15 protein-coding genes and 1 pseudogene are annotated in these 23,960 nt (G+C 38.0%); 12 read left to right on the top strand and 4 right to left on the bottom strand.

The window, feature by feature from the left end; genetic code table 11:
* Window positions 1-2: 2 nt before the first annotated feature.
* Window positions 3-473 carry a glycine zipper 2TM domain-containing protein gene (locus ON073_RS03145; RefSeq protein ID WP_274760406.1) on the top strand — a complete coding sequence of 157 codons (471 nt, stop codon included), beginning with the start codon at window positions 3-5 and terminating at the stop codon, window positions 471-473.
* Window positions 474-665: 192 nt separating this feature from the next.
* Here the strand turns inward: ON073_RS03145 and ON073_RS03140 are convergent, their stop codons facing one another.
* Both ON073_RS03140 and ON073_RS03135 read right to left on the bottom strand, forming a co-directional pair.
* Entirely contained in the window at window positions 666-1,703 is a 1,038-nt protein-coding gene (locus ON073_RS03140; RefSeq protein WP_274760405.1) for a S1C family serine protease, read from the bottom strand.
* A 122-nt stretch (window positions 1,704-1,825) separates the two neighbouring features.
* Complete coding sequence (locus tag ON073_RS03135; protein ID WP_274760404.1) at window positions 1,826-3,610, bottom strand: M61 family metallopeptidase; 1,785 nt, start codon at window positions 3,608-3,610, stop codon at window positions 1,826-1,828.
* A gap of 176 nt (window positions 3,611-3,786) precedes the next feature.
* Between ON073_RS03135 and ON073_RS03130 the strand changes: the two genes are divergently transcribed.
* From ON073_RS03130 to ilvN, 9 genes and pseudogenes are all read left to right on the top strand, one after another.
* The gene (locus ON073_RS03130) at window positions 3,787-5,322 is read left to right on the top strand and encodes a GGDEF domain-containing protein (RefSeq protein ID WP_274760403.1); all 1,536 of its coding nucleotides are present in this window, start codon (window positions 3,787-3,789) and stop codon (window positions 5,320-5,322) included.
* A 103-nt stretch (window positions 5,323-5,425) separates the two neighbouring features.
* Complete coding sequence (ppnN, locus tag ON073_RS03125; RefSeq protein ID WP_274760402.1) at window positions 5,426-6,778, top strand: nucleotide 5'-monophosphate nucleosidase PpnN; 1,353 nt, start codon at window positions 5,426-5,428, stop codon at window positions 6,776-6,778.
* Between the two features lie 98 nt (window positions 6,779-6,876).
* Window positions 6,877-7,674 carry a flap endonuclease Xni gene (xni, locus tag ON073_RS03120; RefSeq protein ID WP_274760401.1) on the top strand — a complete coding sequence of 266 codons (798 nt, stop codon included), beginning with the start codon at window positions 6,877-6,879 and terminating at the stop codon, window positions 7,672-7,674.
* Window positions 7,667-8,050 (top strand): DUF3192 domain-containing protein, encoded by a 384-nt coding sequence (locus ON073_RS03115; RefSeq protein WP_274760400.1) that lies wholly within the window; start codon window positions 7,667-7,669, stop codon window positions 8,048-8,050. Before xni ends, ON073_RS03115 begins: the two co-directional genes overlap by 8 nt.
* A gap of 20 nt (window positions 8,051-8,070) precedes the next feature.
* Window positions 8,071-9,702, top strand: a complete 1,632-nt coding sequence (locus ON073_RS03110; RefSeq protein WP_274760399.1) for a hypothetical protein — start codon at window positions 8,071-8,073, stop codon at window positions 9,700-9,702.
* Between the two features lie 189 nt (window positions 9,703-9,891).
* Entirely contained in the window at window positions 9,892-10,899 is a 1,008-nt protein-coding gene (locus ON073_RS03105) for an isocitrate dehydrogenase (protein WP_274760398.1), read from the top strand.
* A 104-nt stretch (window positions 10,900-11,003) separates the two neighbouring features.
* Window positions 11,004-13,058 (top strand): S9 family peptidase, encoded by a 2,055-nt coding sequence (locus tag ON073_RS03100; RefSeq protein ID WP_274760397.1) that lies wholly within the window; start codon window positions 11,004-11,006, stop codon window positions 13,056-13,058.
* A gap of 424 nt (window positions 13,059-13,482) precedes the next feature.
* A pseudogene (ilvB, locus tag ON073_RS03095) lies at window positions 13,483-15,182 on the top strand (biosynthetic-type acetolactate synthase large subunit).
* Window positions 15,182-15,682 carry an acetolactate synthase small subunit gene (ilvN, locus tag ON073_RS03090; RefSeq protein ID WP_010559148.1) on the top strand — a complete coding sequence of 167 codons (501 nt, stop codon included), beginning with the start codon at window positions 15,182-15,184 and terminating at the stop codon, window positions 15,680-15,682. Before ilvB ends, ilvN begins: the two are co-directional and overlap by 1 nt.
* Before the next feature lie 77 nt (window positions 15,683-15,759).
* Here ilvN and ON073_RS03085 read toward each other — a convergent pair whose 3' ends face one another.
* Together ON073_RS03085 and ON073_RS03080 are read right to left on the bottom strand one after the other, a co-directional pair.
* Window positions 15,760-16,032: an HU family DNA-binding protein gene (locus tag ON073_RS03085; RefSeq protein ID WP_010559147.1), complete on the bottom strand. Its 273-nt coding sequence runs from the start codon at window positions 16,030-16,032 to the stop codon at window positions 15,760-15,762.
* A gap of 153 nt (window positions 16,033-16,185) precedes the next feature.
* A complete protein-coding gene (locus ON073_RS03080) occupies window positions 16,186-16,314 on the bottom strand; it encodes a hypothetical protein (protein ID WP_274760396.1) in 129 nt (42 codons plus the stop codon).
* Window positions 16,315-16,475: 161 nt separating this feature from the next.
* On the opposite strand from ON073_RS03080, the gene ON073_RS03075 reads away from it, so the two are divergent.
* Window positions 16,476-17,549: an OmpA family protein gene (locus tag ON073_RS03075; protein ID WP_274760395.1), complete on the top strand. Its 1,074-nt coding sequence runs from the start codon at window positions 16,476-16,478 to the stop codon at window positions 17,547-17,549.
* Window positions 17,550-23,816 carry an Ig-like domain-containing protein gene (locus ON073_RS03070; protein WP_274760394.1) on the top strand — a complete coding sequence of 2,089 codons (6,267 nt, stop codon included), beginning with the start codon at window positions 17,550-17,552 and terminating at the stop codon, window positions 23,814-23,816.
* The last annotated feature ends 144 nt before the right edge of the window (window positions 23,817-23,960 follow it).

Genomic DNA, 23,960 nt, shown 5'->3' with positions numbered 1-23,960 from the left:
TGATGATAAGACTATTTGTTATTGTTTGTTCACTTTTATTGCTTACTACAAGTTCATCAGTTGATGCATATCAGCGTAATAAAGCTGTGCCAGTTGAGAAAGTTGTTTATGGTAAGATTGAATCTGTGCGTAAGATATCAGAAACAGAGCTTATTCGCGATAAATCAGCAGGGTGGCATCATTTAGGTGGAGCTGTAATTGGCGGAGTAATAGGTAATCAATTTGGTGACGGTAGCGGTCAAGTCGCTGCTACCGTATTAGGTTCTTTATTAGGTGCTTCAATTGCAAAAAATCATTCGAATCGCTATAAAGAAAAGCGCATACAACTAATCGAATTGTTGATTGTAACGGAAGATAAGCAGCGTGTTATGGTCGTGCAAGATATCGACCACAACATGCAATTTCATAAAGATTCCAATGTTAGGATTGTTTACCTTAGTGGAGGTAGTGTTCGAGTGGATACTGTTTATTGAATAAATTGGAAATACAGCACAGGTATTGCAGCAATAGCAATCACTAAAATAAAGTACAAAATAATATCTTTATGTAAGGTACCTTTGTCACCTGACTTGGCCATAGTTAAACTCCTTTTAAACTAAGGTTAATATTATGTATAAACTGACAGAAAAGAAAGTGTTAACCACTTCTTTTCTGTATTTAATTGTTTAAAGTAGTTTTATTTTAACATCTGGTAATTCGGCTTCCAATTCCAATTCGTGTCCCATTCTTAGAACTTTGAATTTGATTTTTTCACCACCTTTAAGTGATTTCGTATATTGGAGAATATTCAAATAATTTTGCTCTTCACCGGTTAAAATGTGTGGCCCTACCGCTAAAATTACATCACCACCTAAAATAACCGGTTTTTCATCAATAACAGCAGGAATAACTCCTCCTTTTAATCCAAGTTTTTCTGCAAAACTTTGTGTTGCCACTTTTTCAATTAAAAGCCCTGCTCTTTGCGGTACATTTAATGCTGCAGCCATTACCGGAGTTAAAAAGCTATATTCAATACCAAACCAGATCATAGGTTGGTCGATCAAAATATTTTTTACCATAGCGGTACTTGCCGCAAATCCTAGACCTTCATTACCACCAGATTGCGACTGAATGTAACTTACAACCCCAATCAATTCGCCGCTGGCTAGAAATAGAGGTCCGCCTGAATTACCTTGATTGATTGCAGCATCAGTTTGAATAAACTCAATTTCGTTAAAGCTGGGGTGTTTATGAATGCGTCTACCACTTAAATGGCCCACTGTTAAAGTATGCTCAAGGCCATAAGGAGTACCGATAACAAAGACTTCATTACCAATTTCCGCTTTATTTGAATCGCCTAATTTAACGAAAGGAAAATTTTTGTCATTTGTGATTAATTTAATAAGCGCAATATCAGCAGCCTGAAAACTCGCAATTACCTTCGCTTTATACTCACCACGGTTTTTAACATTAACAGTTAACTCATCTGCACTATTTACAACATGTGCAGCAGTTAAAATCAAACCCTCTTTATTAATGAGCGTACCCGTTCCTAAACTGCTTGCTGTTTTAGTGACTAACTGGTTTGCTTCGGCACGCACCTCTTGGGTGTCTGAATGAATAATAACGACTGATTTATCAAGCTTGTTATAAAGAGAGCTGTAGTCTTTAGCAACAAGTGATAACGGGATAAAAAGAAATGTGATGATTAAATTTTTTAACACTATTGTTCCTTAATGTGTATTGAGTTAGCTATTATTTTTTATTTTAAATAATGATAAGTAAATAAAAAAATAAAGTTAAAGTGTAAGAAGAGGTACTAACACAGGGTTAGTACCTCAAAAAGTTAAAGGCTTTTTGGGTAATCAACACCTAGCCACGCTTTGAATAATGCTTTTTGTTGTCGTGTTGGATTTTTCGCTAAACGTATGTTTTTAGGTTTATTTGCTTTTTCACTTAATGTAACTTGAGTTGTATTTAAAGTATCACGACGGAAGTAACTAATTTCGATTTTTTCGCCAGCATTAAAACGTTTAATGTATTTATCAAATGATTCACTAATACGCTTACCATTAATCGCAATAACAATATCACCCGTTGTTAATCCAGCTTGCCAAGCAGCACCGTTTCTCTTAACGCGTTCTACAAATAATTGACCATTTTCATACTTGCCTGACATTTCAGCTTGAGCTTCGAAGGTGACGTCTTTAGGATAATCAAAAACTAGTCCTACTGTATTTAGCATTTGTTTAAAATTAAGTTCTGCTGGCGAATCAACATTCTGTTGCCACCATGAGCTGTAGTCTTTACCAGATACGGTTTTTAAAATCTGTTTAACATCATTATTTGTGAAACCTTTAGGCAATGGAAAGTCTTTATACAGTGCTTTATGTACGTCGCGATAGCTTACCTTACCTTTACTATCTGCAATTAATTTTGCATCAAGCGCCCATGAAATAAGCGCACCTTCGCTGTAAATATTAGTTGAATAGTTAATATCATGATCGCCGCCTTGATTAATCCATTTATCAAAACTGGTGTCAGCAGCCGATTGGATTTCTCTACCAGGACGTTCAAGGTGTTTATTTATATTTTTTGATAGACTTTTGAAATACTCTTTAAGCGTTATAATGCCGCCACGAATAAGCAGTAAATCATCAAAGTAACTTGTTGAACCTTCAGCAATCCACAGTAAATCGGTGTAATTATGGTCCGTATAATTATAAGGCGTGAGCCCTTTTGGACGATATCCCTTTACATTCCATGTGTGAACAAACTCATGAGATGCAGTAGTAATAAAACCTATGTAATCATCTCTTTTTAAAAAGGAATCACGTTGCCTTTGAATAATAGTTGAATTTAAATGCTCAGTAGCGCCACGTGCACCACTGGTTGCATGCACCATAAATACATAACGACTATATGGATAAGCATGCCAAATATCTGTGCCTGTTTTCACTAATTTTTTTAAGTCAGTAATCATTTTGTCTGTGTCATAATTACCATCCCCCCAAATAACAAGTTCATAGTCGCGGCCATCGACTTGCCATTTGAACAATTTGTTGATGCCTGTTTCAATCGGTGAATCGACTAAAACATCATAGTCTTTTGCAACAAATTGGTGTTCATGCTGTCCCTTTTCCATACCTGAAACACTGCGCCACTCACTAGGCACGTCTAAATCAACTGTTACATTTTCATTTCGGAATTTTTCTGAAAACATAAAGAAACCAGACGCATCAATAAAAGCATGACTATCATCTATATGACGCGAACGCATAGCTAATTCGTTTGCATAAACCTCATAAGAGATAGTAACTTTAGAGGTTGGCAAAGCGTTAATTTTCCACGTATTCGAATCTATTTTATGCCAGCTTAACGCATTGCCATTATCGTCTTTCGCTTCAAATAAACGAATTCCATTGGCCATATCTAATAATTCGTAACGCCCAGTGCGCCAAGAGGGTAAAGAAACTTCGAGAGTATTATTTCCGCTTGGAAAAATAACATCAACTTTGCCGATATGATGAGAGCCATTTTCAATAGTAAGGTGGTAACTTACATCAGCAAAAGAAATTGAACTAAACGCGCTAGTGGCTAATAACAAAATAGGAGATAGATAAGGTTTCATTCTGATACTTGTTAATTGAAATTTAATCAACCCTAACAATTTCAGCAAATGAGCGCCACTTTTAACGATTAAATTCGAAAATAGAACTATGCTTAAATATAGCAATATTTGGGGTCGAAATTAGTGATACATTGAGATAAACTTTAAGTGCTTAAAAGAAATAGGTAAAAATCACGGTGTCTCAGCAAGTTAGTATACTACGCACGAAGTTAGATTCGGCTATTAAAGGGCGTAAACAACTCGAACATGCATATAAAGTTCAAATTGATTATTTAACACAATTTATTGCTAAATTATCGCTCGTTTGTAAAGGTTTAGATCTCGAGTTAGATAATAGACTTGCCAAGTATCGCAGCACGATTCAAAAAGGGGTTGATTATGAACACCTCGTCCCTTTATTAGATGAAATTTCCTTACTTTTCAAAGATCAAGCTAATCGTGCAGAAACCAACCTTAAAGCACTTCACCAAAGTGTAGAAACTGCAGGAAAAAAATTACAAAAGCGACAAGGTTTACCGGATGAACTCCGCCGTAATTTGCGAGTACTGCTTACTAACGATTTAGAAAACGTAAAAGCGACAACTGAATTCATACCCGTTCTCACTAGATTAGTTGAAATTTATCATTTAGTTCTTGAGAAAAAGGCCGAAAGTAATGACCCTGAAAATAGCATAGAATCACCCGAGCTTGCGCAAGAGTTACAAAACTTAATGAGTGAGCTTGCCTTTGAAGGTGAAAGTGGAAAACGCATTGACGCTATTAAAAAACGTATTTCAAGTGACTTTAACCTAGCCGTTTTATTAGAATGCTGCGTTGAAATTATACGTATTATTGTTGAAACAATTTCACAAGAACGTGCCTCTGCACAAAAATTCCTATTTGCAATAAATGAAACTCTTTCATTACTTCAAGAAACCTTAATGGAATCAGTTAAGCGTTCAAGTAAAATCAACTTGCAAATGGAAAGCTTAAATAAGCAAATTCAACAAAAAATGCATACTATAAGTGAAGATGTAGACAGCGCCCAAAACATCAATACACTTAAACAGTTAATTGCTGAAAAAATGGAATCTCTTACCTGCGATTTAGCTGAAAAAGAAAAACTTGAACAACAAGAACGCGAAGAACTTGTTAAAACATTAAAAGACATGGGCGAGCGTGTTAATAAGCTTGAGAAAGAAACTGAACATTACCAAGAACGCTTGGCTGAGCAGCGCTTTAAAAGTTTACAAGATAGCTTAACACAATTACCCAATCGTGCTGCTTTTGACGAACGTTACGCCCTTGAATACAACACATTCAACCGCGATCGTCATGATTTATGTATCGTAGTTGCCGACATTGACCATTTTAAGTTTATCAATGATAACTATGGTCATAGTGCGGGTGACAAAACCCTCCAAGTCGTAGCGAGAGCGCTAAAAAAGGCAATACGTGTTACTGATTTCATTGCTCGTTTTGGTGGTGAAGAATTTGTTTTAATCATGCCACACAGCAAACTTGAACAGATCAGCGTACCGCTTGAAAAATTGCGCCGTGCAATTAAAACAATCCCATTTAAATTTAAACAAAAATCGGTTTCTATCACTATTTCTTTTGGCGCAACCCAATTAAGAGAAGGTGACTCGATGCAAGAGGCTTTTGACCGCGCTGATGAAGCGTTATATGAAGCTAAAAACTCTGGTCGAGACCGTATTGTATTAAAAAAATAACTTGTTTAGTCTCTGATAAAAACTATATTTAAATTAAGTGCTTATTGATAATCTATCAATAAGCACATTTCTAAATTAGTTTTAGACGTACAAGGAGACGCCTATGCAAGTACAGATCAATCCATCTGGTGCGCTCGATTTACTTTCTCAACTAGAAGTTGAAGCACTCAAACGCTCTTCCACAAGCGAACTGTATCGCTTATTTCGTAATTGTTCGCTCGCCGTTTTAAATGTTGGCAGTCATACCGACTCTAGTGTTGAAATTTACGATAAATATAAAAATTTTGATATAAACCTGCTATGCCGTGAAAGAGGCATAAAAGTGGAATTACTTAACCCACCTGAACATGCCTTTGTTGATGGTAAAATTATTACTGGTATTAATGAGCATTTGCTCGCTGTAATTCGCGATATTCTGTTTATTAAAGATAAATACCAAGACGGTAAAATTAACTTAACTAGCTCGTCTCATATAACCCATGTGGTATTTGATATGCTTCGAAATGCGCGCGTATTAAAGCCAAGTGAAGACCCAAATATGATTGTGTGTTGGGGCGGACATTCAATCAAAGAAGAAGAATATAAATATACCAAAGAAGTGGGTTATCAACTTGGCTTACGAAATTTAAACATTTGTACAGGATGTGGCCCAGGTGCGATGAAAGGTCCTATGAAAGGGGCAACAATTGGCCACGCAAAACAGCGTTTTACACAAAGTCGTTATTTAGGATTAACTGAACCAAGCATTATTGCGGCTGAGCCCCCTAACCCTATCGTAAATCAATTAGTTATATTGCCCGATATTGAAAAACGTTTAGAAGCATTTGTGAGAACAGCGCACGGTATTATCATTTTTCCTGGGGGCGCAGGTACAGCAGAAGAACTATTATATTTACTTGGCATTTTACTTCACCCTGAGAACGCGAAACAGGCGTTACCTGTTGTGCTTACTGGGCCTGAATCTGCTAGATCATATTTTGATGAACTCGTAAAATTTGTAAAAGACACCTTAGGGGATGAAGCTTTAGCTAAATTTAAGGTGATTATTGATGATCCTGAAGCGGTTGGAAAATATTTTACCGAAAATATGAGTAGTGTTCGCGAATACCGTAAAGAACGTGGAGATGCTTACCATTATAATTGGTCATTAAAAATTGAGCCTGAATTTCAGCTACCTTTTATGCCTACGCATGAAAATATGGCAAATTTAAACCTAGAAATTAACCAGCCGAAAGAACAACTCGCAGCTAACTTGCGCCGTGCTTTCTCAGGCATTGTTGCTGGTAATGTAAAAGATGAAGGAATTAAAGCCATTAAGCGTCATGGGGTATTTTCACTTTCAGGCGACAAGTCGCTGATGTTAAAGATGGATAAATTACTTTCTGCTTTTGTAGCTCAAGGAAGAATGAAGCTCCCAGGTGCTGTATATACTCCCTGCTATAAGATTGAAACTTAAGTTTTTCCCTAAAATTATGTAAAATGGCGCTTTAATCGCGCCTTTTTATTTAATTCAAAATAAAAAGACATCTATTCATTAAAGTTGTTAGGTTATCCATGGCTACACATCTGCTGTTAATTGATGCATTAAATTTAATTCGTAGAATTTATGCTGTAGATAGTCAACAATCAGGTAATAGCCCTGAACTTGCAATAAAAAATACTTTCTTTCGTGTGCAAAATGCCACAAGAAAACTGTTAAAGCAGAGCCAAGCAACTCATGCCATAGCTGTTTTTGATGGGGAAGAAAGCTGGCGTTATCATTATTATTCTGGCTATAAACAATCACGTAAACCAATGCCATCTGAACTTGCTAAGGCATTACCTGAAATTTATAAAGCGTTTTCAGACCTTGGTATAACTGTGTATGTACCAGAGCATGATGAAGCAGACGATGTAATAGCTACCCTCGCCTCAAAAGCATCAGAAAATAACATACAAAGTACGATTGTTTCGACTGATAAAGGATTTCTGCCTTTTTTAAATGAACACATCTTTGTTTATGACTATTTCAAAAGTGTTTTCATTACCCCATCTGATGTTGTAACTAAATTTTCTATGACACATCATCAGCTTGTTGATTTTTGGGCTTTAAATGGCGATAAAACCAACGATATACCGGGTGTGCCTGGTATTGGAAAACAAGGCGCGATAAATCTTTTAACGACATTTCAAAATGTACAAAATGCCCTTGACTGTGAAACGCCGCCAGATGAGTTAAAACGTGTTTTCAACAAGTTGAATGGCAATCATGAAGATTATATTCGTGCTAAGCTATTGGTAAGTTTGCGTCAAGATATCCATCTTGGTTTCAGTCTAAAAGCATTACGTTTACCGAGCTTCCAATATGAATAATAAAATACTTAAATACATAGTCTTAGGTCTGGGCGTTTATGCAATTGCTGCTGGACTAATTATAAATTTTTATAAAGATGATCCTCAAGGCATGTATTGGCAAGATAGAGAGTCTTTTAACAAACGCTATTTAAGTAAACTTAAAGTTGATACGCCCGTATTTTTAGATCAAGTATTCAATAATCTTGGCTCTCCTGACCTAACATTTGCAAAACGCTCAGGTGAAGATGTCTTTCAAATCATATATTATCGCACTCAGCACGAGCATTCAGATGGAATCACGACTAAAGATGAATGTACTGGGATGTTTTTTAAAAATGAACAGCTTGTTGCATGGGGACCTGGCGCAGAAATTGCGTATGAAAAAGTGCATTAAAATATATAACGGATTTGTGAGTGACAATAGCTAAAAAATTAGAAGAGTGCTGTCAAAGTTTTGAAAAGCTGTTTCAGATTTTTTCAACTAAACATGAATGGCACCTTGCATATCCTCAATTAGTCAATTCTGCGACACAAATTGAAACATTCTTTCATCAACATCAACATGTCGCCATTGCCGACTTAGCTATTTATGACGTCAATTTTGATTATGCAACTAACTTGCTAAAACGCCAGTGCTTAATAATTTGTATACTTACAAGGATAAGCGGTTTAAACAGAATAGCGACCGTTAAATTATTACAAAATGCTATTAGTCAATTAGTTTCAGTCAGAGAAGAGTTAAATACGGTTGGTGCAAGAAAAACCTTAACTGTTCAGCAACGTAAAACTTATCAGGCACGTTTTCGTCAAAGTTATGCCTTTTTAAAGTCACACATGGCACAGTTACCCCTTGTACAAACAGAGCTTGTAAACATCATTAAAAAACGCCCTGTTTACTCACAGCTTTCTGCTATTGTTCGTTTAAGTTTTGCTCTTGCTAAACAGAGTACTAACTCGGATTCAACACGTATTCATTCATTAAAGCATAGTATTGGGAAAGTCTATTTTAAAATTACGAATACTTATGAGAAAGAACTTCTTAAAATACTAGCAAGTATCTTTGAGCAGCCAATCCCTGGTGAGAACATTCATTTCGAAGGTGCTGAGTATCTTGTGTTAGGCTCAGTTTCAGAAAAAAAGCTGCTTTGCTATCATGTTAACAATGACACATTTATAGAGGTTAGAAATACGGTTAAGACAAGCAAATCTCCCAAGAATAATTTTGCTAAGTCATCAGATTATTATCAATTATGGGAAAAATTACCTCAGCTTTTAGCGGCTATTAGACCCCCCTTCATCGATGAATATTTTTCTCGTCAAGATCTTATTACAATTAAAAAAGCAGCGTATTTCAGCATGGGAAAACTCATTTCTGAGCTTAATAAGAACCCAAATGCACAAATGCTAATTTTTGATTTAAGTGAACGATTTTCATCTTCTAAAATTACCGATGTAAGACATGCAATTGCACTTGTAGGTGTAGAGCAACTTCCTGACTTACTTGAGAATCAGCAATTATTACAACGTCTTTATGCAATAGGAAAACTTAATTGGCAAAGCGTTGCCACGCGCATAAAGTTATTAATTACCTTTATAGAGAGTTATAAATCGGTTGATCCTCACTTCCCTTGCCAAAAAATAATAAATTCTGCCTTAAAGTACATAGCGTTTCTTTTTAAAGTTTATCCTCATGGAGCGTTATTACCCATTAATAACACCTTACCTAAATTGAGCGTAAACTTGCTTACAACGACCGTTAATTTTTATTGTGTGCATAAAATTACTTTACCCGAACAAATACAAAGCAATCCATTTTATGAAATATCACAACCGAAGTTTGATTTAACCTTAGCAACGTCAATACATAGCGCATGTTATTTACATTTAGTGTTACTTAACTGTGTATTTTTAGGTAAACCACTTGATACATTAACAGCCTTTGAAAAACATCAATTAACGTTTGCAAAAAAACAGCTTGCTATAGAAGATTTAGATAAATATTTAGACAAGTTATTAGACTTTAGTCCTGCAAACCCGCTTTTATAGCAACATATAGCGTCATTTTTATGTGTTTTGTGGATTAATCCACTAAAAATTGCTATAAATAGTCGTTGAATAATAATACGAGATGTCATTAATAACTAATCAGTTAATAGTAATGTCATTTTCGTTCGAAACAATCTCACGTAAAATGATATCCAGCCGGATATCATAATTCAGTTAAAGGAAAATTTAATGTCTAAGCAAACCATTACGGTTATTAAAGGCGATGGTATCGGTCCAAGCATCATTGATTCAGCGCTTGAGATCCTAAAAGCAGTTGGTTGCGATTATGAGTATGAATTTGTTGATGCAGGTCTTACTGCGTTAGAAAAAACTGGTGAGTTGCTACCGCAAGCAACGCTTGATGCAATTGAGCGCAACAAAATTACATTAAAAGGCCCACTAACGACACCTGTAGGAGAAGGCTTTACATCAATTAACGTTACATTACGTAAAAAGTTTAACTTGTACGCTAACGTGCGCCCAGTTAAATCATTTGAAGGTACTAAAGCGCGTTACGACGACATTGATATCATCACAATCCGTGAAAATACACAGGGTATGTATTCAGGTCTTGGTCAAGTTGTATCTGAAGATGGTACTGAAGCAGAGGCAATGTCAAAGATCACACGTGAAGGCGCTGAGAAAATCGTTACTTTCGCTTACGAATTAGCAAAGCGTGAAGGTCGTAAAAAAGTAACAGCTGTACACAAAGCAAACATTCTGAAATCGACATCAGGCCTTTTCCTAAAAGTAGCGCGTGAAGTTGCTGAGCGTTACCCTGAAATCGAATCTGCTGAAATGATTGTTGATGCGACATGTATGAAGCTAGTAATGAACCCAGAAGAATTCGACGTAATGGTTACAACTAACCTATTCGGTGACATCCTTTCTGATTTATGTGCTGGCCTGGTTGGTGGTTTAGGTATGGCACCAGGTGCAAATATCGGTAAAGATGCTGCTATTTTTGAAGCGGTACACGGTAGTGCACCAGATATTGCAGGTAAAAACCTTGCAAACCCAACATCTGTGATTTTAGCGTCTATTCAAATGCTAGAATATTTAGGTGAAGCTGAAAAAGCCGAGCGTATTCGTAAAGCCATTGCTTACGTAATTAAAACAGGTGACCGTACTACTCGTGACTTAGGTGGTAGCCACGGTACGACTGACTTTACCCAAGCAGTTATCGAAGCACTATAATTTATAAAAAGGTGACGTAAGTCACCTTTTTTTATCGCATTTTCTTGCCTTTTACTTTCGTCATTTTAGACTACTCTCGCTGACAATCAGTAAACGAGGACACAATGAAACTAATCAAATCAGCATTAGCTATGGCGCTAGGTTTATCTACAAGCGCTGCCTTTGCTAATGACACACTAACACTAGAAGATTTAACAAAAATCCAATCAGTTGGCCAAACTGCAATTAGCCCAGATGGCGATGCAGTTGCATTTACCCGCTCGGTGCCACGTGAAATTTATGTAGAAAAAGATGGTTTTAACTACAGCGAACTTTATCTTACTGACGCGAAAGGTAATGAGCGCCCTTTCATTACTGGTAAAGTAAATATCTCGAGTCTTGAGTATTCTGCTGACGGTAAGTTTGTTTACTTCTTAGCAAAGTTTAAAGAAGATAAATTTAAAAGCCTTTACCGCATTCCGGTAAATGGTGGTCAGTGGCAACAAGTAATTGCCCTAAAAGGCACGTCAATCTCGTCTTATGATCTAAGCCCAGACAACCAACACGTTGCGATTATTGCAAAGACGGCTAAACCAAAAACAGACAAAGAATTATCAAAATTAGGCTTTAAAGCAGAAACTTATGAGCTTGGTTTAACAACTGCAGAGTTAATGGTTGTTGATTTAGCTATTAACGAAAAGCCAATCGCCCTTGAGGGGTTAGGCATTGACCAATACGTAAGCGATGTTAACTGGTCAAGTGATGCTAAAAAGCTACTAGTTAAAACACAGCCTTCAGCACTTATCGACGATAAGTACATGAAATCAACATGGCATATCTTTGATCTTTCAAGCAAAAAAGTAGTTACGTCATTTGCAACTGAAGGTAAACTAGGTGCCGCAGAATTCTCACCAAACGGTAAGCATGTTGCAATTCTTGGTGCCGAAGATAAACACGACCCAGCCACAGGACGTTTATACTTGGCGGACGTAGAATCAGGTAAAATTGAAAATTGGTTACCTAATTTTGAAGGCCACATCAGCGATTTCGAATGGGCAAATAAATCAAATACCCTACACTTTGTAGCGCAAATTGATACTGAGAGCTTTATCGCAACAATTAAGCCAGGCTCAAGTAAATACAAAACAAACCTTAAACGCGGTAAATTAATTGCTGGCCGTTTATCGATTTCAGACTCAGATAAGACAGTTGCGTTTGCAGGTCACTCACATAAACACCCGACTGAAGCGTTTATGTTACGTGGTAAAAAAGATATTCGCGTATCAGATTCAAACGCGTGGTTAAACGACAAGCGTCTAGCTAAACAAGAAACTATCTCGTTCAAAGCGGAAGATGGTACTCGTTTAGATGGCGTACTTGTTTATCCATTAGATTATCAAGAAGGTACTCGTTATCCGCTTATTATGTCGGTTCACGGTGGTCCTGAAAGTCACGATAAAGATGGTTGGGTAACAAACTACTCTCGTCCCGGTCAAGTAGCTGCTGCACGTGGTTACGCAGTACTTTACCCTAACTACCGTGGTTCAACAGGCAAAGGCGTAGACTACTCTAAACTTGGTCAAAATGACTATGCAGGTGAAGAGTTCAACGACCTTGTTCGTTTTAAGCAATACCTTGTTGATAAAGGCTTAGTTGATACTAAACGTGTTGGCATTACAGGTGGTTCATACGGTGGCTATGCATCAGCATGGGCTGCTACTAAACTCACTGAACATTTTGCAACATCGGTAATGTTTGTTGGTGTAACTAACCAATTATCAAAATTTGGTACTACCGACATTTCAAACGAAATGCACCTAGTACACGCGCGTTCTTACCCTTGGGACAAATGGCAATGGTATTTAGAGCGTTCTCCAATTTATTGGGCTGGTCAATCTAAAACACCATTACTGATCATGCACGGTAAAGACGATCCTCGTGTTCACCCTGCACAATCAATGGAACTTTACCGTTATATGAAAGTACAAGGTAAAGACGTACGTTTAATTTACTACCCAGGCGAAGGTCACGGTAACAAGCGTATGGCTGCTAAATATGATTACAGCCTACGTTTAATGCGTTGGATGGATAACTATTTGTTAAATGGTAAAACTGAAATGCCAGACTACAAGATTGACCACGCAGCAAATTTAAAAGCGAAAAAAGAAGAAAATAAATAATAATTTTCCTATTTTATTAAAGGCCCTATTTGGGCCTTTTTTACATGTACAACATAGAAATACATTAACGTCATAATTCAGTAACAACAAATTATTGTATACACTTTAAAAAGATTGCATTTTCAATTCACCTGCAACCAAAGATAACCACAAAAACCACATTTCTAATTTTAATACTGATAATAATGAATTATTTATGTCAATTGAAGAATTCACCGTTGACAACAGTTAACAAAAATAATACAAATACGTTAATTAATTTTTAGAGCAAATTTAAATGACATTATTTCTTCTACTAACAGTCTTCGTCCTGGTCTTAATTAAGTCACCAGCGGGGAGCTATTAGTTAATTTTGTCATACTGAATTTAATAAGCCCCCGCAACTAGCGGGGGTTTTTTTTATCTACTGCACAGAGGAATGAGGATGGACAGTAATAAAATGTCGGGTGCTGAGCTTGTTGTTAAAGCATTAAAAGCACTTAAGGTTAAATATATTTTTGGGTATCCCGGTGGTAGCGTATTAGATATTTACGATGCACTATTTGCCGAGAACGAACTTGATCATATTTTAGTGCGTCACGAGCAAGCTGCGACACATATGGCAGATGGTTTTGCGCGAGCAACAGGTGAAGTTGGTGTTGTACTTGCTACATCTGGGCCTGGTGCCACTAACTGCGTTACTGGTATTGCAACTGCTTATATGGATTCAATTCCAATGGTGGTTTTATCTGGCCAAGTACCAACCAATTTAATTGGCGATGACGCTTTTCAAGAAACCGATATTGTTGGGTGCTCACGTCCAATCGTAAAGCACAGCTTTAACTGTCGTGATGCAGAAAAGATCCCTGAAACCCTAGCAAAAGCGTTTTATCTTGCTGCATCAGGGCGACCTGGCCCCGTTGTTGTGGAATTGCCAAAAGATATCTTGAATCCGGCACTTGCGTTTGATTACATTATGACAGATGACATATCGATGCGTTCGTACAGCCCCAATACAAAAGGTCATCCTAAACAAATCAAAAAAGCAGCATCAGCTATTTTAAATGCTAAACGTTCGTATTATCAGATACATCAGAGCAATTAACAGAGCTGGTAGAAAGCTTGAATGCACCTTGTACCAACACCCTGATGGGATTAGGTGGTATTTCAGGTACACACCCTAACTTTATTGGTATGCTTGGCATGCACGGTAATTTGGAAGCAAACAAAGCAATGGCAAATGCCGATGTTATTCTTGCATTGGGAGCACGCTTTGACGACCGCGTAACGAACAATGTTAAGAAGTTTTGTCCCAACGCGACGATTGTTCAGGTTGATGTTGACCCGACGTCTATCTCTAAAACCATTCACTGTCATATACCAGTTGTTGGCGATCTTTCGACTGTATTTGCACAATTGCAAAGTGCGATTAGTAAAAGCGACATTCAAATTGACCGCGCTGCGCAAGAAGATTGGTGGCGACAAATTAATAATTGGCGCGAACAGCGTTGTTTAAGTTTTGAAACTGACTCAAAAAAAATTAAACCACAAGCTGCAATTAAAGCACTCTACGAAGTTACCAAGGGTGATGCGTACATTAGTTCAGACGTCGGTCAGCACCAAATGTTCGCCGCACAACACTACCCTTTTGCAAAACCTCGCCAGTGGATTAACTCTGGTGGTCTCGGCACTATGGGCTTTGGTTTTCCTGCAGCGATGGGAGTAAAACTCGCCTTTCCTGAAAAAGAATCGGTTTGTGTTACCGGTGATGGTTCTATTCAAATGAATATTCAAGAATTATCAACCTGTATGCAATATGGCTTGCCAGTAAAAATAGTGTCTTTAAATAACCGTTCGCTTGGCATGGTACGCCAATGGCAAGATATGATTTATTCTGGTCGTCACTCATGTTCTTATATGGAATCCCTGCCTGATTTTGTAAAACTCGCAGAAAGCTATGGTCATATTGGTATTCGCATTGACCACCCTAGCGAACTTAATGAAAAACTAAAAGAAGCATTTTCGCATAAAGACAAACTGGTATTTATCGACATCAATGTAGATGAAAATGAACACGTGTACCCAATGCAAATTCGTCATGGCTCAGTTGATGAGATGTGGCTTAAAAAAGGAGTAAAAGCATAATGCGTCATATTTTAAGCATTCTTTTAGAAAATGAGCCAGGCGCCCTATCACGTATTGTCGGTTTGTTTTCTCAGCGCGCCTACAACATTGACAGCCTCACTGTGGGCCCAACTGATGATGACTCATTATCGCGCATCACAATTACCACCACAGGTAATGACCGTATTCTTGAACAAATCACTAAACAAGTTAATAAGTTAGTTGATGTACATAAAGTGATTGACCTGAGTGACGCAAGTCATATTGAACGTGAGTTATTGTTAGTTAAAGTAATGGCCCATGAAGAGAAAACACGTGCGGCCGTTACCCGCGTGGTTGATATTTTTGGCGCATCTATTTTAGATATGGGTAAAACAACCTACACACTGCAATTAGTCGGCGCAGTTGATAAGCTCGCATCCTTTATTGATACCTTAAAAAATGAAACAGAGGTGATTGAGGTTGTGCGCTCTGGTGCAGTTGGATTAAGTCGTGGCGACAAAGCGTTACGTCCAAAATAGGTTAACGCTATTCGATAAATAATAAAAAAGGAGCTGAACGCTCCTTTTAAAAGTTATTGGGATGATAACTTTACAAATTAGTTAACGCTGTCTTTAAGACCTTTACCTGCTTTAAAAGTAGGGATATTAGCAGCAGCGATTTGAATTTCTTCACCTGTTTGTGGGTTACGGCCAGTGCGCGCTGCACGAGCTTTAACAGAGAAAGTACCGAAACCAACTAGTGCTACAGAGTTACCGTCTTTTAATGATGTAGACACTGCACCAGTGAATGCGTCTAGAGCGCGAGCTGCTGCTGCTTTAGAAATTTCTGCGTCTGCAGCGATTTTTTCAACTAATTGTGCTTTGTTCATTATAGATTCCTATCTTTATTATTTTGCCTTTGCAGACCCTATAGTTATGCATTTTTTCAGGCTTGGCAATACGTATTTGTCATTTTTTAATCAAAAGTTCTAAAAAAATTGATTTTAAGTTAGTAATTTAATGATCTGTTTTAAATTATAATCTTAAAGTGCCTGTTGCTCTGGCTTAACGAGTATTTGAATAGCCAAAAAACAAAGCCATAGACTTGCAACAGGTGATAAAAGCAGGCTAAGTAAGTAGCCATAATTTGCAAGAAAGTAATTTAAGTCCATTTTAACATCCCATTTATGATAACGATTTACTGTATTAGTCGCGACCAGATCAAAAAAGGTTGTATTTATCTTAATTTTTTCAAAAAAAAACATTAATCACTTTGTTTTTGCATAAAAAATATATAAAAATAGGTATTAAATGGATTGAATAGAGTTTTTAAATGAAAACACTTTTTACTATAGGGAAGTTATCTGTTGTAACGCTGTTTATAACTTCTTTATACACCCCCTACCTTTTCGCAAATCAAAGTAACTTTGAAAGTGACTACTTTTATGCCGGCGCTAAGTTTGGTTCAATTCGTTATCAACACGGTTGTGAGCCATGGGCGATTAGCTGTGATAAACGTGATAATGCTTTTGCTGGTTTTTTCGGTTATCAGTTTAATGACGGATTATTTATTGAGTCTTCTTTAATTGATTTAGGTGAAGTAAATGCCACCTATTTTGAAAGTGGCTTATTTGTACCTTATCAAGGGGAAATGAAAGCTTGGGACATAGCTTTAGGCTATGACCTAACACTAAGTGACAATTTCAAAGCATTTACTAAAGTTGGTGTTGTTAATTGGTATGGTAAGAACAGTTCTCCCTCATTTGAGATTAAAGATGATGGTTTTTCTGCCACTGCTTCTGTTGGTTTTAAATATGATATTGCCGACAATTGGCAAGCTAGAATTTCCTATCAATATATTGATGACCTTGGTAGTAACAAACTAGGAAGTAGTAATGGTCATATTGGTTGGTTAGGATTATCTTATCAATTTAAACGTCAAACACAGCCTGAACCACAACCTATAACCCCTGAAGAAAAGCCGCAAAAGGTTGTTGAGGCAAAGGTAATTCCAGCTCCTGTAGTGATAGAAGCAACCAAAGTGGTACCTGCGAGATCCGTTACTGCTCTTTTCGCATTTGATAGTAGTCAATTCAAAATACCACCCAATTTCAATGATTTTGTAGATCATATCAAAACTTACCCTACGACAAGCATCACCATTAATGCCTATACCGATAGTAAAGGTTCCGTTGAGTATAACCAATGGTTATCAAAACGACGCGCTGAAGCAATTAAAACTAATTTGATAAAAAATGGCATCAGTGAAAGCAGAATTAGCATTGCATTTTTTGGTGAAGCTAATCCGGTTATTGACAACAACACCGAAGAACATCGTCAACTAAATCGACGCGCAGTAATAACTGCCTCAGAAGTTGAAGTAACTATTAATAAAGAGGTTAATTAAATGGTAAAGTTTGTTAAGTTTTTATTGACCCTGAATATATTTTTTCTTCTCAGCGCGTGTGGTGGCGATAATTCTGGTTTACCAAAAAGCGAATGTGGCGGAGATAATAATCCATGTGCAGCCTACCCTATCGAGTTAGTTATCACTCCTGATAATATCACCGTCCCTACAGCTGTGAACATAAACTATATCGCTACTGTTACACTAAGCGATGGTTCGACACAAAATGTAACCAACATTGCCTCTTGGCAAATCTCAGAAAGTTCTATCGCAACAATTACAGCATCTGGTGTAGCAACGACTATTAACCCTGGTAAAACAAGTGTATCTGCAATTTATTCTTCAAGTAATGGCATTACTGTATCCGATGACACACCTTTAACCGTAAATGATGCTGATTTAATTGGACTTGATGTAACGCCACTGCAACATCAAACATTGGTAGGTTTAACCACGGAATATCGTGCATATGCGCGTTATCAAAATGGCGAACGCTTTGATGTCACACAATCAAGTATCTGGACAATAGAAAACACCGAACTCGCTGAAGTTCAAGCAAATGAGTCAGGGACAACACCCGTACTAGCGAAGCAAGCAGGCATCACTGACGTTAAAGCTAAATTTAAGTCGCTCAAAAATCAAGGTCAACTAGCAATTATCGACAGTCCTGTTTCGTCACTTGTGATAACACCCATCGATAAACAACTTCCTCTTGGAACACAATCTCAATATCAAGCCAACTTAATTCTTGAAAATGGTCAAACTATTGATGTAACACTTCAATCAAGCTGGAAAATTGAAAACGATACAATCGGTCAGTTTAATAAAACCCAAATGTTTTACGCGCAAAGTATTGGTACCACGACTATTTCAGCAGCCTTCAACTATGAAGATATTAATTTAACTGACTCAACGTCAGTGACTGTTACAGATGCTGTTGCAGAGCGTTTATTAATTACACCACAAGATGGCGTTTTCCCCCTTGGTACACAAGGCCAATACAAGGCCGAAGCGCTCTACAGTGATGGGCATGTTGAAGATGTTACCCTAAGCAGCACATGGCAAATAGCGGATGACATTGGTTCTATCTCTCCGAGTGGTGATGATGCTGGCTATGCCATTGCAACAAGCGTTGGGCAATCCAGTGTCTCAGCTCAGTTTTCAAACCTAATTGCTGAAACATCTGTTGAAGTAACCAATGCTGAACTTGTTGAACTAACATTAACGCCTATTAATTATGTTACGCCTTCTGGTACCCATATTTCCTACAAAGGTTACGCTCGTTTTACAGATGAATCTGTGCAAGATGTTACAAAACTAGGTGTGTGGTCAAGTTCTGAGCAAGCAATTGCAAATATTGGATTCACTGGTGCACAATCTGGCATTGCAAAAACCTACAGCCCTGGTGTGACACAAATCTGTATCAATTATTTAGGCAAACAAGCTTGTACGTCGCTCACTGTTACCACAGCTACATCAGAAAAACTGGTTATTACCCCTGTAGATGCGCGTGTTCCACTTGGTACAGAAGGTCAATATACTGCGATAGCATATTATACCGATGGCCATACAGCTGATGTAACAAATCAAGCAACTTGGCAAATTAGTGATACCCAAATTGCTGCAATTGAAACTTCAGGTCTTAATGCTGGCTTCACGATTAGTAAATCTGTTGGCCAAACCAATGTGTCTGCCAGTTTTGAGGATTTAACTGACTCTACATCGCTTACTATTACTGATGCTGAACTCGCTAGCTTAGTGATCAGTCCATCTAAATCTACCATTGCAAAAGGTAACAGCCAATCCTATGAGGTTATTGGTCAATATACTGACGGTAGTTCTAAAAATTTAACCAGTAAAGCCACTTGGCAATCAAGTGATAACACTATTGCTTATATCTCGTCACCTTCAATTGCCTTTGGAGCACATACCGGCACAGTTAACATTACGGCAACAGTTCAAGGTCAACAAGTCACTGCGCAATTAATAGTTATTTCTGCCGAGATTACCCATATTGCTGTTACCCCTACTGCATTAAGCATTGCTAAAGGCCATAGTGGTCAATTATCAGCAACAGCTTATTATACTGATTCAACATCAGCAGATATAACCCAATCAGCTACTTGGAAATCTGCTGATAGTAACATTGCAGCAGTTCCAGCCACAGGTGTTAGTGGTGGATTGGTATCTGGTTTTGAACAAGGTCAGACAACTGTCACTGCAACTTACAATGGCATGAAAGATAACGCGCTAATCACCGTGACCGAAGCGGTACTCGAACAAGTTGTGTTAGAACCTAAGCGTGCCACTGTTGCAGCTGGTGTGAGTCAACCTTATACCCTTCGTGCAATATATTCTGACGGCAGTTCGAGTGACGTAACTACCTTAAGCAATTGGTCTTCTGATTCAACAGATGTTGCAACCATCGATAATACTGGGCTTGCAGCAACTTACCAATCAGGCCAAACAACTATAACAGGCCTTTACCAAGGCAAATCTGACACTGGTATACTAACTGTTACTAATGCAGTTATCACTGAGTTACAAATAACACCTATAAATATAACTAAGCCAAAAGGTAGCCAAGGACAATATACTGCTACGGCGATATATTCTGATAAAACATCAAAAGATGTGACTACGCAAGCGTTGTGGCAATCAGCTGATGCAACGATTGTTTCAATCGAAACAGGTGTAGTCAACCCAGGTTTAGCATTTGGCGAAAATGTAGGTACAACACAAGTTTCCGCTCAATTTGATGGTCAAACAGCTACAACAAACGCAACAGTTAGCGATGCAGAACTTGTGTCCCTGGTGATTTCACCAGAATTAACTAGCATTCCAGTTGGTACCACTCAACAATACAATTTACAAGGTATTTACACTGATAGCTCAACACGCGATCTCACTACACAAGCGACATGGCAAAGTAGTAATAATGCTATAGCGTCCATTTCAAATACCGCGTTAGCCACAGGTAATTTACAAGGTAGTGTAATGATCACTGCAGAGGTAAAAGGTAAAACAGCGACAGCAACACTTAATGTCACTCAAGCCATTATCACACGACTTGAGGTAGATCCTAAAGCGGTTGTGATTGCCAAAGGCACATCAACGCAATTGACAGCGACCGCTCACTATACTGACCTGACAAGTAAAGTTGTTACATCACTCGCCACATGGACGAGTGACGACAACTCAATTGCCGGCGTTGGTAATACATCAAAAGGTGGTTTTGTAACCGCCTTTGAAAAAGGAAATACAACTGTTGAAGTACGTTTTGATGGTATGTCTGATATTGCCAATGTTGAGGTGACCGATGCACAACTAGTGAATGTTGAAATTTCACCTAAAACGGTTTCTCTACCTAAGGGCTTAACTACTCAGTTTGAATTAGTTGCTAATTATACTGATACCACACAAATCAGTGTGACTTTATCAGCAGATTGGACGTCTACAGCGTCTACAACTGCGAGTGTTGACAGTAAAGGTTTAGCAACTGCAAATAGTAAAGGTGTTACACAAATCACTGGGACATTTGATGGTATGTCTGACACTGCCGAATTAACGGTGACCGATGCTATTTTATCAAATATACAAGTTACGCCGGCATCCGTTTCTGTTCCACTTGGCACACAAGGTCAATTTGAAGCACAAGCGTTTTATAGCGATGGTAAAAGTCAAACGATTACAGCAGTGGCAGTATGGCAATCAGATGATGCAGCGACTGTTAATATTGAAACAACAGGGCCAAGTGCTGGTTTCGCAAATGCACTTGCTGTTGGTAATACGAAGGTCACTGCCACATTTGATGGTATGAGTGGCAGCGCGGATGTAACAGTTACAGACGCTGAACTCGTATCGATTGAAATTTCACCGGTTAGAGAAACAACTTATGTTGGTGGTCAGGTACAATACCAAGCATTTGGTATATTTACAGATTCATCTAGCAAAAATCTAACAACCTTATCAACTTGGAATAGTGATATAACGAGCATTGCATCTATTGATGCAACAGGGCTTGCCAGTGGTAACAATGTGGGGGATGTTGTAGTTACTGCCAGTTATAATGGGATCACATCAAACGATGCTTATCTCGAAGTTGGCCCTGCAATTATAGAAAGCTTAGTGGTGCACCCTACCCCACAAAGCACACCAAGTGGTACAGATATTCAATTTTTAGCTCATGCTTATTATAGTGATGCTAGTAATTATGACGTAACAGATCTTGTTAGCTGGACCAGCAATAATACAAGCATTGCCAGTCACTTAGGTAATGGTTTGTATCATGGCTTAACGATGGGCACGACAGAGGTAATTGCAAATTATCAAGGGCAAACGTCAACGGGTATACTGAATGTTACAGAAGCCATACTAGAAGATCTTACGATTGATCCACTAACCAGTGATATTAACGTTGGTGCTACCCAGCAATACAAAACTTATGCAGCATACAGTGATGGTAGCGCAGTTGAAGTAACAACAAGTTCAAATTGGCAAATTGTTGATACTGGCATTGCATCAGTGAATGCATCAGGCCTAGTTACAGGCAACACTCAAGGCACTACCCAAGTGCAAGCCGAATACAATGGTAAAATTGTACTTGCAGATGTGAATGTGACCGGTAAAGAAATAACGCGGATTTCTGTATCACCTTTCCTTGCTCAGATAAATGCAGGGCAAACTAAACAATTTACAGCAGATGCAATACACCCAGATGGTACCTCAACTAATGTTACACAACTTGCAACTTGGACATCTGATGATGCTTCAGTGGCAAGCGTTATAACATCGGGCAAAGACGGCGGTTTAGCTACAAGCTATAAAGAAGGAGCTACCTTTATCAAAGCGACTTATAATGGTTTAACTGGTAAAGGGCAGTTAACCGTTTTAGAAGCACCTCCAGTACTAACCGGCATATTAGTCGAACCTGCTGATACCTCTGTATATGTAAATGGCCGTGAGAAACTACGTGCTTATGCTGTATATAATAATGACATCTCAACGCAAGAAGAAGTTACAGATAAAAGTACTTGGGCAGTAACGAATACTGATCTAGCTTATTTTTCTACTCCTGGAATCGTTAATGGTACTGAAGTTGGCTTAACCACAGTAACGGCAGTTTATAATGGTCAAACAGGTATGGGTCAGCTAACGGTTTTAGACGAACCTATAGAATATATTCTAATTACACCAAATCACCCTGAAGTACCGGTGAACACAGTAGGTCGTTTTACAGCAGAAGCTTACTACGTATCTGGTTCCTTTGAAGATATTACTGAGAAAGGCACTTGGCGTTCATCTAATACGAGTGTTGCATCGATTGTAAACATAGGCGCCGACGGTGGAAAGGCTACGGCACTTTCAGAGGGTACTAGTACAATTTCGATAGAATATAAAGGGGTAACTGATATTAGTAATCTCACTGTTACTGGACCTGCCATTTCTTATTTATACATTGAACCTGCCGAGTTCAATGTCAGGGTTGGTAATAAGTCTCGCAAACAAGCAAAAGCATATGCAGTATTTACAGATGGAAATGAAATTGAAGTGACTCAGGAAGGTAATTGGACAACTAACGATGATCAAATAGCTCAAATTACTTATCAAGGCCCAATTGTATTCGTTGAAGGTTTTTCAGCTGGTACGACTGAAGTTAACTTTACTTACAAAGGTGAATCTGTAACTGCACCAGTGACAGTTACAACACCTAACTTGATCAAAATTGAAATATCGCCGCAAAATCAAGTCGCACCAGAGTCACAAACAATTCTATATACTGCAACAGGTTTTTTTGATGATGGAGAACTAAGCGATATTACCGATCAAGTTACTTGGCAAGTATCAGATAGCAAATATGCAACAATAGATGAATCAAGCGGTAGTTTGGTCACTATTACGCGTGGCGAAACGCAAGTTATTGCAGAAATGAATGGTATAACAGGTGAAACTACACTCACAGTTTCAGAGTTTTCATTATATTTAATGGAATTTGAAGAAGAGCCAATTCAGATGCGTGTTGGTCAGTCACAACAATTACGCTGCTATGCAATTTATGTATTAATTGACGACACTAGCATTGAGCAACGAATTGATGTAACAAACCAAGCTGAGTTTACATTCCCTAACTCTCAAAGTATTGCTGAATTAACCTCTTCTGGTTATTTAACAGCAAAAGCTGCAGGCAATACTAAGGTAAGCTGTGAAATTGATAATGGTAACGGATCACTTACATCACATGAAGCTAACCTCAAGATTACCTACTAACCAATAATCATAAAAAAACCCGCTAGCCCAGCGGGTTTTTTAACAAATGTAACGTCATAAATACTCGGGGTATAAACTCTAAAGCGGAGATTCACTTTAGTAAGTTTATTATTCATCTTTTGAAATGAACGTATTCTGAACTAT

This window comes from Pseudoalteromonas sp. G4 (assembly GCF_028875915.1).
Classification (GTDB): Bacteria; Pseudomonadota; Gammaproteobacteria; order Enterobacterales; family Alteromonadaceae; genus Pseudoalteromonas.
This window is presented reverse-complemented; position numbering and strand designations above follow the sequence as displayed.